This is a genomic window from Thiohalobacter sp. IOR34, assembly GCF_030406045.1.
In the GTDB taxonomy this organism is placed as follows: domain Bacteria; phylum Pseudomonadota; class Gammaproteobacteria; order Thiohalobacterales; family Thiohalobacteraceae.
Map to the genome: position 1 here is coordinate 1013490 of NZ_CP128988.1, position 12891 is coordinate 1026380.

14 protein-coding genes are annotated in these 12891 nt (G+C 68.1%); 11 read left to right on the forward strand and 3 right to left on the reverse strand.

Annotation, left to right across the window (positions count from 1 at the left end; translation table 11 throughout):
- The first annotated feature begins 3 nt into the window (after window positions 1-3).
- The 4 genes from QVG61_RS04660 to hypF are packed head-to-tail and all read left to right on the forward strand — an operon-like array spanning window position 4 to window position 4766.
- Window positions 4-240 (forward strand): HypC/HybG/HupF family hydrogenase formation chaperone, encoded by a 237-nt coding sequence (locus QVG61_RS04660; protein WP_289932178.1) that lies wholly within the window; start codon window positions 4-6, stop codon window positions 238-240.
- Window positions 237-1367 carry a hydrogenase formation protein HypD gene (gene hypD / locus QVG61_RS04665; protein ID WP_289932179.1) on the forward strand — a complete coding sequence of 377 codons (1131 nt, stop codon included), beginning with the start codon at window positions 237-239 and terminating at the stop codon, window positions 1365-1367. The genes QVG61_RS04660 and hypD overlap by 4 nt, the downstream gene beginning before the upstream one ends.
- Window positions 1364-2386, forward strand: coding sequence for a hydrogenase expression/formation protein HypE (gene hypE / locus QVG61_RS04670; RefSeq protein ID WP_289932180.1), 1023 nt, complete (start codon window positions 1364-1366; stop codon window positions 2384-2386). The genes hypD and hypE overlap by 4 nt, the downstream gene beginning before the upstream one ends.
- 10 nt (window positions 2387-2396) lie before the next feature.
- Window positions 2397-4766: a carbamoyltransferase HypF gene (hypF, locus tag QVG61_RS04675; RefSeq protein WP_289932181.1), complete on the forward strand. Its 2370-nt coding sequence runs from the start codon at window positions 2397-2399 to the stop codon at window positions 4764-4766.
- Window positions 4767-5013: 247 nt separating this feature from the next.
- On the opposite strand, the gene QVG61_RS04680 is transcribed toward hypF, so the two are convergent.
- From QVG61_RS04680 to arfB, 3 genes are all read right to left on the reverse strand, one after another.
- Window positions 5014-5217, reverse strand: coding sequence for a cold-shock protein (locus QVG61_RS04680; protein WP_289932182.1), 204 nt, complete (start codon window positions 5215-5217; stop codon window positions 5014-5016).
- Window positions 5218-5508: 291 nt separating this feature from the next.
- Window positions 5509-6063, reverse strand: a complete 555-nt coding sequence (locus QVG61_RS04685; protein ID WP_289932183.1) for a YaeQ family protein — start codon at window positions 6061-6063, stop codon at window positions 5509-5511.
- 337 nt (window positions 6064-6400) lie between these two features.
- Window positions 6401-6820, reverse strand: a complete 420-nt coding sequence (gene arfB, locus QVG61_RS04690; RefSeq protein ID WP_289932184.1) for an alternative ribosome rescue aminoacyl-tRNA hydrolase ArfB — start codon at window positions 6818-6820, stop codon at window positions 6401-6403.
- Window positions 6821-6954: 134 nt separating this feature from the next.
- Here arfB and QVG61_RS04695 point away from each other — a divergent pair, with 134 nt between their 5' ends.
- From QVG61_RS04695 to QVG61_RS04725, 7 genes are all read left to right on the forward strand, one after another.
- Complete coding sequence (locus QVG61_RS04695) at window positions 6955-7989, forward strand: ATP-grasp domain-containing protein (protein WP_289932185.1); 1035 nt, start codon at window positions 6955-6957, stop codon at window positions 7987-7989.
- Window positions 7986-9602: a gamma-glutamyltransferase gene (locus QVG61_RS04700; protein ID WP_289932186.1), complete on the forward strand. Its 1617-nt coding sequence runs from the start codon at window positions 7986-7988 to the stop codon at window positions 9600-9602. Before QVG61_RS04695 ends, QVG61_RS04700 begins: the two co-directional genes overlap by 4 nt.
- 227 nt (window positions 9603-9829) lie before the next feature.
- Complete coding sequence (locus QVG61_RS04705; RefSeq protein ID WP_289932187.1) at window positions 9830-10540, forward strand: N-formylglutamate amidohydrolase; 711 nt, start codon at window positions 9830-9832, stop codon at window positions 10538-10540.
- A gap of 44 nt (window positions 10541-10584) precedes the next feature.
- Window positions 10585-10806, forward strand: a complete 222-nt coding sequence (locus tag QVG61_RS04710; RefSeq protein ID WP_289932188.1) for a hypothetical protein — start codon at window positions 10585-10587, stop codon at window positions 10804-10806.
- 2 nt (window positions 10807-10808) lie between these two features.
- The gene (locus tag QVG61_RS04715; RefSeq protein WP_289932189.1) at window positions 10809-11279 is read left to right on the forward strand and encodes a YbaK/EbsC family protein; all 471 of its coding nucleotides are present in this window, start codon (window positions 10809-10811) and stop codon (window positions 11277-11279) included.
- Window positions 11254-11937 (forward strand): phosphoribosyltransferase, encoded by a 684-nt coding sequence (locus QVG61_RS04720; RefSeq protein WP_289932190.1) that lies wholly within the window; start codon window positions 11254-11256, stop codon window positions 11935-11937. Before QVG61_RS04715 ends, QVG61_RS04720 begins: the two co-directional genes overlap by 26 nt.
- Window positions 11938-12282: 345 nt before the next feature.
- Complete coding sequence (locus QVG61_RS04725; protein ID WP_289932191.1) at window positions 12283-12789, forward strand: heme-binding protein; 507 nt, start codon at window positions 12283-12285, stop codon at window positions 12787-12789.
- Window positions 12790-12891 lie beyond the last annotated feature (102 nt).

Sequence of the window (12891 nt, forward strand, 5' to 3'; positions counted from 1 at the left end):
CCGATGTGCCTGGCATTGCCGGCCCGAGTGGTGGCCATCGAGACGGAGACCGACAGTGCCACTGTGGCGCTGGGCGCAGTGCGCAAGACCATCTCGCTGGCCCTGCTGGACGACATCCGGCCCGGTGACTATGTGCTGCTGCACGTCGGCTACGCCATTGCCCGGATCAGCGAGGCCGAGGCGCAGCGGACCCTGGCGCTGTTCGCCGAGGCCGGCCTCGGGGAGGGCGAGCCGGGATGAGGCAGATCGAGGCATTCCGCGACCGGCGGCTGGCGCAGACCCTGGCCGCGGCCATCCGCCGCGAGGCGCGTCCCGGGCGCCGCTATCGGCTGATGGAGTTCTGCGGCGGCCATACCCACGCGATCTTCCGCCACGGCGTCCAGGACCTGCTGCCGGACAACGTGCGCTTCGTGCACGGCCCCGGTTGCCCGGTGTGCGTGCTGCCGGCCGCGCGCCTCGACCTGGCGTTGCATCTGGCCTCTGAGGAGGAGGTGATCCTCTGCAGTTATGGCGACATGCTGCGGGTGCCGGCCAGCGCTCGGCGCAGCCTGCTCCAGGCCCGCGCCGAAGGTGCCGACGTGCGCATGGTCTATTCCACCCGTGACGCCCTGGCCATCGCCCGTGACAATCCACGCCGCCAGGTGGTGTTCTTCGCCATCGGCTTCGAGACCACCACACCGCCGACCGCGGTGGCCATTCGCCAGGCTGCGGCCGAGGGGCTGGACAACTTCAGCGTCTTCTGCAACCACGTGCTCACTCCGGCCGCGATCCGTGCCATCCTCGATCATCCGGACTCGGCCATCGACGGCCTGCTCGGCCCGGCCCACGTCAGCGCCGTGATCGGCAGCCGACCCTACGAGCCGCTGGCTCAGGCTTACCGCCGGCCACTGGTGATTGCCGGCTTCGAACCCCTGGACGTGATGCAGTCGGTGCTGATGCTGATCCGTCAGCTCAACGAGGGACGTCACGAGGTGGAGAACGAGTACCGCCGTGCAGTGAGCCGTGACGGCAACCGCAAGGCCCAGGCCTGCGTCGACGAGGTGATGGAGATGCGCGCCGATTTCGAATGGCGCGGCCTGGGTCGCCTGGCGGACAGCGCGCTGCGCATTCGCCCGGCCTGGGCCGCCTTCGATGCCGAACGGCGCTTCGAGCTGCCCGCAGCGAAGGCGCGCGAGGTGCCAGGCTGCGAATGCCCTGCCGTGCTGCGTGGCCTGAAGTCGCCCCCCGACTGCCGCCTGTTCGGCAGTGTCTGTACCCCGGCCAGCCCCATGGGTGCCTGCATGGTCTCCTCGGAGGGTGCCTGTGCGGCCTGGTGGAGCTATGGCCGCACGCGTCGCGAGGTGCCCGACATGGAGGCCGGCGCATGAGCGGGTCGCGGCGGAGAGGGCGGGTCGAGAGGGTTCACGGCAGCGGCGGGCGGGCCATGACCGAGTTGATCGAGGACCTGTTCCTGCGCCACCTGGACAATGCACTGCTGCGTCAGGGCAATGATCAGGCGGCCTTCGAGGTGCCCGCCGGACGTCTGGTGATGAGCACCGACGGTCACGTGGTCTCGCCGCTGGTCTTCCCGGGCGGCGACATCGGTTCGCTGGCGGTGCACGGCACGCTGAACGACATTGCCATGGCCGGGGCGCGGCCGCTGTATCTCGCCGCCGGTTTCATCCTCGAAGAGGGCCTGCCGCTGGCCGATCTGGAAGACATCGTGGCGAGCATGGCACGGGCCGCACGCGAGGCGGGTGTGCCGGTGGCGACCGGTGACACCAAGGTGGTGGAGCGGGGCAAGGCAGATGGGATGTTCATCACCACCACCGGCGTTGGTCTGGTGCCACCCGGGGTCGAGATAAGCGGCGACCGGGCGCGGCCTGGCGATGCCATCCTGCTCAGCGGCAGCGTTGGCGATCATGGCGTGGCCATCATGTCGCGGCGCGAGCATCTCGACTTCGAGACCGACCTCCAGTCCGATTCGGCGGCCCTGCATGAGCTGGTGGCGGCCATGGTCGCGGCGGTGCCGGGCATCCGCTGTCTGCGCGATCCGACCCGCGGGGGGCTGGCCACCACCCTCAACGAACTGGCTCGTCAGTCGGGTGTCGGCATGCAGCTGCAGGAGGCGGCGATCCCGGTGCGGCCGGCAGTCAGTGCCGCCTGCGAACTGCTCGGCCTGGATCCGCTGTACGTGGCCAACGAAGGCAAGCTGGTCTGCATCTGCGCGGCGGAGGATGCCGAACGCCTGCTCGGCGTGATGCGCGCCCACCCCCTGGGACGCGAGGCGGCGCAGATCGGCCGGGTGCTGGCCGATCCGCCGGGGTTGGTGCAGATGGAGACCTGCCTCGGCGGGCAGCGGGTGGTCGACTGGCTGGCCGGCGAACAACTGCCGCGGATCTGCTGAGGGAGGCGCCATGCAGCGGCAGGGCGAGAGCATCCGCGTGCGTGGCACCGTTCAGGGGGTGGGTTTCCGGCCCCGGGTTTGGCAACTGGCGACCGATTGCGGACTCGACGGCCGGGTCTGGAACGATGCCGCCGGGGTACGGATCGAGGCCTGGGGGACGCCCCCTGCGCTGCAGTGTTTCGTCGACCGGCTGCGTGCCGAGGCGCCGCCGCTGGCGCGCATCGAGGCCCTGGAACGGCAGCCGCTGGCGGCGCCGCCACCGGGCCGGGGATTTCATATCGTTGCCAGCCGCGGTGGCGAGGTGCGTACCGCCATCGCCGCCGATGCGGCGACCTGCCCCGAGTGCCTGCGTGAGCTGCGTGATCCGGCCGACCGCCGCTACCGCTACCCCTTCATCAACTGCACCCACTGTGGGCCGCGGCTGTCGATCGTCCGCGCCCTGCCCTACGATCGGGCCAATACCAGCATGGCCGGGTTTGCGCTCTGCCCGGCCTGCGCGGCCGAGTACCGCGATCCGGCCGACCGCCGTTTTCATGCCCAGCCCAATGCCTGTCCCGACTGTGGGCCGCGGCTGTGGCTGGAGGATGCAGACGGCCGGCGGGCGGATGCGCCGCTGGCCGCCGCCGTGCAGTGCATCCGGGACGGCGGCATCCTTGCCGTGAAGGGCATCGGTGGCATCCACCTGGCCTGCGACGCCGGCAACGAGGCGGTGGTGCGCCGGCTGCGCGAACGCAAGCGGCGCCCGCACAAGCCGCTGGCGCTGATGGCGCCCGACCTGGACGCGGTGCGCCGCTATGCCCGGGTGTCGGCGGCGGAGGCCCGGCTGCTCGCCGATCCGGCCGCACCCATCGTCCTGCTCGAGGCCCATCCCGATACGGGTCTGGCGGTGTCGCTGGCGCCGGGGCAGCCTACCCTGGGTTTCATGCTGCCCTATACGCCGCTGCATCACCTGCTGCTGGAAAGTCTGGAGCGGCCCATCGTGCTGACCTCCGGCAATCGCAGCGGGCAGCCGCAGTGTATCGACAACGACCAGGCACGCGACTGTCTGCGCGGTATCGCCGATGCCTGGCTGCTGCACGACCGCGACATCCTCAACCGGCTGGACGATTCGGTACTGCGGGTGATGGCGGGACGGCCGCGCCTGCTGCGCCGGGCACGCGGCCTGGCGCCGCGGCCACTCGACCTGCCGGCGGGGTTTGCCGGGGTTCCGCCGCTGCTCGCCATGGGCGGCGAGCTGAAGAACTGCTTCTGCCTGATCCGCGAGGGCCAGGCGATCCTCTCCCAGCATATGGGCGATCTGGAGGATGCCGCTACCCTGGCGGATTACAGGCAGGGTCTCGATCTCTACCGACGGCTGTTCGAACACCGGCCGCAGGCGATCGTCGTCGACGGCCATCCGGACTATCTCTCCAGGCGTCTCGGTCAGGAACTGGCCAGGACGCAAGGGCTGCCTCTGGAGACGGTTCCCCATCACCATGCGCACCTGGCGGCCAGCCTGGCCGCGGAGGCTGTGGCGCCCGGCTCGGGGCCGGTGCTGGGGGTGATCCTGGACGGCCTGGGCATGGGTGAGGACGGCACGCTGTGGGGCGGGGAGTTTCTCTGCGGCGACTATCTGCAGGTCCGGCGCCTGGCGCGTTTCGCCCCCGTGCCGCTGCCGGGCGGCAACCGGGCGATGCGCGAACCCTGGCGCAACACCTATGCCCACCTGTGCCAGGCGCTGGGCCGGGAGCGGCTGTGGCGCGACCATGCCGGTCTGGAACTGCTGGACTTCCTTGCCCAACAACCACTGGCCATCCTCGATCGCATGGTCGAACGGGGTCTGAACAGTCCGCCGGCCTCGTCTTGCGGGCGGCTGTTCGACGCTGTGGCCGCCGCCCTGGGGATCTGTCGTGAAGCAGTCAGTTACGAGGGACAGGCGGCTGTGGAGCTGGAGGCCCTGGCCGTTCCGGAGTTCGAGAGCGAGGCGGGCGCCGGCTATGGCTGCGAGTGCCGGCATGTGAACGGCCTGGAGACCTTGCACTGGGGGCCGTTGTGGAAGGCGCTGCTGGGGGATCTCGCCGCCGGCGTGCCAGCCGGGCGTATCGCTGCCCGTTTCCATCAGGGGTTGGCCGCATGCGTTGCCGAGACAGCGATCGACCTCTGTCGGCGCGAGGGGCTTGGCCAGGTGGCACTCGGTGGAGGTGTGTTCCAGAACCGGCTGTTGTTGGAGGCCGTGGCCAGACGTCTCGAGGATGCCGGCCTCGAGGTGCTGATCCCCTCCGCAGTCCCGCTCAACGACGGCGGCCTGGCGTTGGGACAGGCCGCGGTGGCCGCGGCGCGCTGGCTGGCGCGCCATAGTGTAGAAGCTAGCCCGGATATTGCACCAAGGCGGCGCGCATGATCGCAGGGCAGGCTGGTATATGGACCGGGAACTCGTAAGTCGGCAATGTGCCCGTTCGTTTGACTCCGGGCATTGCCCGCCGTGGATCCCCCGATCGCGGCCTGGAGACCGCTCCTACGACACACATTGTGCCGCCATGCCCCGTAGGAGCGGCCTCCAGGCCGCGATTCACCGGAAACTTTTGCAGAACCATAAAAAAAGCCCCGCCGAGGCGGGGCTTTCCGGTTCGCTTGCGAGCCGGTCGCGCTTAGTTGGCGACGACCTTGGTGGCCTGCGGGCCCTTCTGACCCTGTTCGATCTCGAAGCTCACTTCCTGACCTTCGGCCAGCGTCTTGAAGCCGCTGCCCTCGATGGCGGAGAAGTGAACGAAGACGTCAGCGCCGCCGTCAGCCGGAGCGATGAAGCCGAAACCCTTGGATTCGTTGAACCATTTCACGGTACCAGTAGCCATGTGTATTACCTCGGTAAATAACAGATTGAGATTGGAACGTATTCAAGTGCAGGTCGTGACAGGCAATAGAGCAGGGGATACCGGAATGGCGCTGCTAAGTAGACCTTGGAGAACGTGCATGAATATCCTGTGTCGGCTCGTGCGTGCCTGCGATGGTGCAGAGCTTGTTTTCGACCGACGCTGCGAGTATACGCGCCCCCTGGGGGCATGGCAAGGGAGGGAGAAGATAGGAGTCAGGAGTCAGAAGTCAGTAGGGCGTCGCCCGCCCTTCCAGCTTCGAGCTCCTGGCTTCTATCCACCCTCCCCGGGTGCCTTTCTCAACAGGGGTTCGATGGCGAGGCTCTGTGCCTCGTCGCCGAACCAGATCTGGCCGTCCTGGATGCTGCATTGCAGCTGCATGTTGCGTCTGGCCAGGCCGGCCAGGGCCTGTACCGCCGGCTCGGGGATGCTGCGGATGCCGAGATTGGCGAAGCGTTGCAGCGCCTCCTGCTGCTTGGGCCACCAGACTTCGGTGCTGCGCGCGTTGTAGGTATAGATCCAGACCGCATCCGCTCGACCGCAGGCCTTGCGAATGCGGCGTTCCTCGGGCTGGCCGAGATCGATCCAGGTCAGGATGCGCCCGTCGGCGCGCGTCTCCCAGAGGTCCGGTTCGTCTTCCGTGCTCAGGCCGCGACCGAAGGCCAGTTCCTCGCTGGCATGCAGGGCGAAGGCCAGCAGCCGGAGCATCATCCGTTCGTCGGTTTCCGAGGGATGGCGCGCCAGGGTCAGTTCGTGGCTGGCGTAGTAGTTGCGATCCATGTCGGCGATCTGCAGTTCCGCCTTGTGGATGGTGGCCTTGAGTGCCATGTCTGCGTCCTGTTATTAACCCGACAAGGGTTTACATTATATTCAGCGCCTTGGATTCGTGTCGGATCAAGGCGTGCTGCGCAGGCAAGGGGCATTCCCTTGGCAAGCGCCGCAACACCGAGCCGGCCCGAATCCAAAGCGCCCAATCTCATGAAGAGTAAAAAGGCTGGGGCTGAATGCAATGTAAACCCTTGCCGGGTTAACAACACCGCGCCAATCGCGGCCTGGAGGCCGCTCCTGCCAGGCTGCCGCCATACCTCGTAGGAGCGGCCTCCAGGCCGCGATCCCCGGCGGGGCCAGCCACGCCATCGTCCGGGGTCCTGATGCAATATGCGGGCTAGTCGTGCTGGGTGACCCGTCCGCGCAGCGCCTTGGTGCGGCCGTGCCGGATCTTGCTGTCCAGGCGACGCTGCCGCGCGGCGCGGGTCGGCCGGGTGGGGCGGCGTGGCTTGGGCTGCTGCATGGCGCGCAGGATCAGCTCGCGCAGTCGCTGCAGGGCCGCCTCGCGGTTCTTTTCCTGGCTGCGCGCCGCCTGGGCCTTGATGACGATGACGCCATCCTTGCTGATGCGCCGGTCGCGCAGCGTCAGCAGCCGTTCCTTGACCGCGTCCGGCAGGCTGGAGGCGGCGATGTCGAAACGCAGGTGGATGGCGCTGGAGGCCTTGTTGACCTTCTGGCCACCGGGCCCCTGGGCGCGGATGGCGCTGATCTCGATCTCCTGCTCGGGAATGTGGAGCTGCGGCTTGAGGGTCAACATCGGGCTATCCCTGTGGCTGATCCGCGGCGGCGGGCCTGTGTGCCGATTCTAACACCTTGCGTTGCGGGTCGGCTGGATGCCGTGCCTGCCGTGGACTATCTTCAAGGGAGGGAAGGTCTGTAATGGGTCCGACGATGTTGCAGCAGAAGATGAAGATTGCCGTCGTCTACAACAGCCCGGCAGGCCGGGTGCTGCAGCACCGCGGGCCGCTGGCGCACGAGGTCTTCCCGCCGCGCAATATCGAGCGCATCGTCGAGGCGCTGAGCGACAACGGCCATCAGGTCGTCGAGCTGGAGGCCGACTGCACCCTGATCGAGCGCCTGACCGATTTCTTCGCCCCGCTTGATGACGATCGCTGGCCTGGGCTGGTCTTCAACCTGGCCTTTGGCATGCAGGGCGAGCTGCGTTACTCCCAGGTGCCGGGACTGCTGGAGCTGCTGGGGCTGCCCTATCTGGGGTCGGGACCCTGGGGGCATGCCCTGGCCACGGACAAGGCGACGGCCAAGGCCGTGTTCCGTCAACAGGCTTTGCCCACGGCGGATTTCCTGGTGGTGCGCGACGCAGACTTCCCCGCACCGGCCATCGGTTACCCGCTGGTGGTGAAGCCGGTGGCGGAGGCCTCCTCGCATGGTGTGTGGCTGGTGCATGACGAGGCAGAGCTGCGAGCCCGGGTAAGGGAGGATCTGCAGCGTTTCCACGAGCCGGTGATGCTGGAACGGTTCCTGCCCGGCCGCGAACTCAATGTCAGCCTGATCGGCAATGGCCCGGCGCTGCAGGCCCTGCCGCCGGTGGAGGTGGTGCTGGAGAAACGCGGCCTGCCTCTCTATACCAGGGAGGACAAGGCCGGCATCGCCGAGCGCCGTTTCGAGCTCCACTGTCCGGCGCCCATCCCGCCAGAGCTGAGCGAACGGTTGCAGCAGCTGGCTGTGGCAGCCTTCCGTGCACTGAACTGCCGCGACTGGGCGCGCGTCGAGTTCCGCCTCGATGCCGCCGGGCAGCCGTACCTGCTGGAAGTCAACACCATCCCCGGTCTGGGACGGATTGCCTCAATGCCGGTCGCGGCGCAGCAGGCGGGCATCGAGACCTTCCCGGCGCTGATCCAGCGTCTGGTGGAGGTGGCCGTCGAGCGCTACCGCAGGGCGCCCCTCCGGCAGGGAAGCGGGACATGAGCAGGCGGCGAGAGCCGCACGATGCCGATGCCGAGGATCTGGGCCGGCATCCGCTGCCCATCCCCCAGCGCCTGGCCGCCTCGCGTCAGGGGATGGTCGCCAGCGCCCACTACCTGGCCACCGAGGCCGGCGTCGAGGCGCTCGCCGAGGGAGGCAATGCGGTCGATGCGGCGGTGACCACGGCCCTGGCGCTCAGTGTCTGCGAGCCGGCTGCCTCCGGGCTTGGCGGCCAGAGCATGCTGCTGATCCATGATGCGGCCAGCGGGCGCAGCTTTGCCCTGGACGGTTCCTCGCGGGCCCCGCACCGGGTGCCGCCGGGGGCGGTGCCCAAGGAGCAGCTGTTCCGCGGCCACCGCGCCAGCACCGTGCCCAGTACCCCGGCGGTGCTCGCCTATGCACTGCACCGTTATGGCACCTTCTCCTGGGCGCGGGCACTGGAGCCGGCAATCCGCCTGGCAGAGGAGGGCTATCGCATCACCCAGCTGCAGCACGACCTGACCCGGCGGGAGCGGCCACATCTGCAGGCCGGTACCGCCGCGCCCTTCTTCCTGCGCGAGGGCAGGCACCTCTACCGGGTTGGGACCTGGTTTCGCCAGCCGGTGCTGGCCGCCACCCTGCGCCGTCTGGCCGAGGCCGGGGTAGAGGATTTCTACCGCGGTGCGATCGCGGCCGAGATCCACGCGGACATGGTGCGGCACGATGGTTTCATCCGTGATGACGATCTGGCGCAGATTCCCTGGCCGATCGAGCGCGAACCGCTGGAGACCCGCTTCAACGGCGACCGGGTGCTGACCTTCGGCCCGCCCGGTGCCGGCCGGGTGCTGATCGAGATGCTCAACGTGCTCGACCAGTTCGGTCCCGAGGAACGGAATCTGGACACTCCCACAGGGGCGCTGCTGCTGGCCCTGGTCACCCGCCGTGCTCAGCAGGACCGCCACGACCGGCCCTTCATGCCCGAGTTCTACTGGCAGGTGTCGGGCAGCCGGATGATCAACCGCGACTATGCCCAGGGACTGGCCGAGGCATTCCGCCGGGAGCTGGCGAGCGCCCATGGCGAGACGACGCACCTGTCGGTGATGGACCGCTTCGGCAACGTGGTCGGCCTGACCCAGTCAATCGAGCGCGTCTACGGCTCCTATGCCGCCAGCCCCGAGCTGGGCTTTCTGTACAACAACTACATGAGCGCCTACGAGCACCACGACATCAATCATCCCTATTACCTGCGCCCCAATGCCCCGCCCTGGGCCAGCGTCGCCCCCACCCTGGTGTTCCGCGACGGGCGGCCCTGGGCGGTACTCGGCTCGCCGGGCAGCGAGCGCATCGTCTCCACCGTCGTCCAGGTACTGCTGCGCCTGGAGCGGGAGGCGCCCTTCGAGGCCGTGGACGCGCCGCGCCTGCACTGTTCGGTCGACGGCCTGGTGTCGCTGGAAGGGGCGCGCATGCGTGACGACATCCCGCGGCTGCTCGAGCGCCACGGCTTCGAGGTCAGGGTACGGGATCCCTACTCCTTCTATCTCGGCTGTGTGGCGCTTGTGCTGCAGGCGGAGGGCGAATTCATCGGCGTGGCCGACCCGCGTCGCGACGGCTCGGCCGGAGGGCCGCAGCATGGCTAGCACCAAGGTGGCCCGTATGAATGGGGTTCGAGCCGTAAGAGCAGCACGGTCTGGCCATGAAAGGGCCGCGTGGGCGGGTTACTGTTTGTGCCCATTCGATGTCGCGCCGAATCGGGCTGCGCATCCTGGGCGATCTCCCTCGAACCATGGTGACGGCCATGCTTGTTCGGTCGATCGCCCAGGCTGCCTTGCCGGATTCGCCCTGAGCATCGAATCCTTGGTGCACCATGCGGGCTAATGCGACCAGGCTGCCGCTGCTGCTCTCGGTGCCGCACGCCGGCCTGCGGGTGCCGCCGGAGGTGAGTGACCGCTGCTTGCTCAGCGAGCGCGACATCGTCGAGGACGGCGACGAGGGGGCGGCCGAGATCTACCGGCCGCTGGCGGCGGAGGTCGAGGTGCTGCAGACCACCGACATCGCTCGCGCCATCGTCGATCTCAACCGGGCGGAGGACGATTTCAGTCCGGACGGTGTGATCAAGACCCATACCTGCTGGGGAGTACCGGTGTATCGCGAGTTTCCGCCACCAGCCCTGGTCGAGAGGCTGCTGGAACGCTACTACCGGCCCTACCACGCCAGGCTCGGCGAGCTGGCCACGGCGGGACTGCGCCTGGCCGTGGACTGTCACACCATGGCCGCGATCGCTCCGCCGGTTGCGCCCGATGCGGGACAGGAACGCCCGGCGGTGTGTCTCGGCGACGGCGGCGGCAGGCTGCCGGCCGGTTGGGTCGAGGCGCTGCTCGAATGCTTCGCGGAGGCCTTTGCGCCACATCGGGTGACGCTCAACCAGCCCTTCAGCGGTGGCTATATCACCCGCAGCCACGGTCGGGAGATGCCCTGGATCCAGCTCGAACTGTCGCGTGCGCCCTTCCTCGGCCCCGCCGGGAAGCGGCAGCGCGTACTTCAGGCGCTGCGTGCCTGGTGCGCGCGCCATGATTGAGGAAAGCCGGCCGTTCCACGGCCGCAGCCCGGAGGTGAAAGACGATGACCCAGTGCCCTGTTCGACCCTGCCATGCCGGTGAACCCGAGATTCCGCCCTCGGGCCCGCCCGAGGTGCCGCCGCCGGATCAGCCGCCGGAACTGCCGACGGAACCGCCGCCCGAGGCGGAGCCACCACCCCCGGGAGAGGTGCCACCCCCGCCCGGGGAGGTACCGCCGGCACCACCACCGGAGGTCCGCGCGCGGACCTTCGCCGGGGAGGGATAGCCATGTCCCCTGCACCCCGTGTTCAGCAGTACCTGGCCCACCAGCAGGTGGCGTATGAACTGGTGCCACACCCCCACACCGCCTCCAGCCAGGAGACGGCCCTGGCGGCCCATGTGCCCGAGGATCATCTGGCCAAGGGGGTATTGGTGAAGGACGCCGACGGCTATGCGCTGGTGGTCATTCCCGCCAGCCACTGGCTACAGTTGGACCGTCTCAACAGCGACAGCGGCCGTGATTTCCAGCTGGCCAGCGAGGCGGAGGTCGCCGCCCTGTTTCCCGACTGCGAGGTCGGTGCGGTGCCGCCGCTGGGGCCCGCCTATGGCGTCGAGACCTTCCTCGACGAGGCGCTGACCACCCTGGCCCGGATCTGGTTCGAGGCCGGTGATCACCACAATCTGATCCGGGTCGACGGCGCCGACTTCCTCGACCTGCTGCGCGGTGTCCGCCATGGCCACTACAGCTACGGAGACTGAAGTCGCGCCGCGGGTGATGCCCTGCGAACGGGTTTCCTGGGCGCAGGTTGAGGACCTGGTGCGGCGCCTTGCCGGTGACATCCGTGCTGCCGGTTTCCGGCCAGACATTATCGTGGCCATTGGTCGCGGTGGCTGGGTGCCGGCGCGTCTGCTCTCCGACCGTCTGGCTGTGTTCAACCTGACCAGTTTCAAGATCGAGCACTACCGCGGTGCGGAGAAGGGTAGCCGGGCCCGCATTCGCTACCCGCTGGCCGCGGATGTCACCGGCCAGCAGGTGCTGCTGGTCGACGACGTGAGTGACAGCGGTGACACCTTCGAGCTGGCGCTGGCCCATCTGCAGGCGCAGGGGCCGCCAGCCGGGGTGCGCAGCGCGGTGCTGCATCACAAGAGGGTGTGCCGTTACCGACCGGATTTCCTTGCTGCCGAGATTGCCGAATGGCGCTGGCTGACCTATCCCTGGGCCCTGCTCGAGGATGTCAGCGGCTTCATTCAGCGGCTGGGACTGGCCGAGGCGGAACCTTCGGCACTGGCGGCGGCCATCGAGGCGGGCTATGGCCTGAGGCTGCCACAGCGCACCCTGCGCGAGGCCCAGGCGTTGCTGAGAGATTGCAAGGCGGGAGGCAGGATGCGCAGCCAGATGCGTTCTGAGATCGAATAGGCACAAACCATACCCCGCCGTGAGGAGCCATTTGCGAGCCTCCCGGCCTTGTATGTCAGCCTGCACGCCGATCATGCGGGCCGCCTTGGTGCACTATCCGGGCTAGTCTCGATCGCGGCCTGGAGGCCGCTCCTACGGGGCATGGCGGCACAATGTGTTGTAGGAGCGGCCTCCACGGCGGGCTAGGCGGATCTGCCGCATCTGCGGCGCATCCGCATCGGCACCAAGAGCCTGATCCATTGGTCTTGCCGCTTCCTGAGCGATGCCGATGCCGGGGGGGGGGGGAGCCACTGGCGAAGGGGCCGGCCCCTGTCTATGCTTTGATCAGAACCCGAGGAGGTGACCATGAAGCTTTTCACTGTCTCCATCATCGCGGCTGCTCTGCTGGCCGTTTCCGCCCAGGCCGCAGACGCCGGAGAGCCGGTGGTTCTGCCGATCCCGCGCCTGTCCATGGACCTGGCACTCAAGGCGGCCAAGGCCGCCATCGCTACCTGCCGCAAGGCGGGTGTGAATGTCGGTGTAACCCTTGTCGATCGCGGCGGGCATCCGCAGGTGGTGCTGCGGGATACGCTGGCCATGGATCTGACCCTGACACTCAGTCGGCAGAAGGCTTACACGGCGCTGTCATTCAATACCCCGTCGTCGCAACTGGCGGGGCGTTTCCCCGGAGCCTACTCGGTGCCGAAGATCGACGGCGTGCTGGTCGCTGCCGGTGGACTGCCGATCACAGCGGGGGGTGCGATCATCGGCGGGATCGGCGTCAGCGGGGCGCCCTCCGGGAAGCTGGATGAGCGCTGCGCCCAGGCGGGGCTTGATGCCATCAACTTCGATCTGCAGACGCTGGAGTTCTAGCCCGCATATTGCACTGTAACAGGGCACAATTGCTCGCATAGGGAATCACTGCCTTGATGAATACCGGAAAAATTACGCTTTCAAGGCGGCGCGCATGAATGG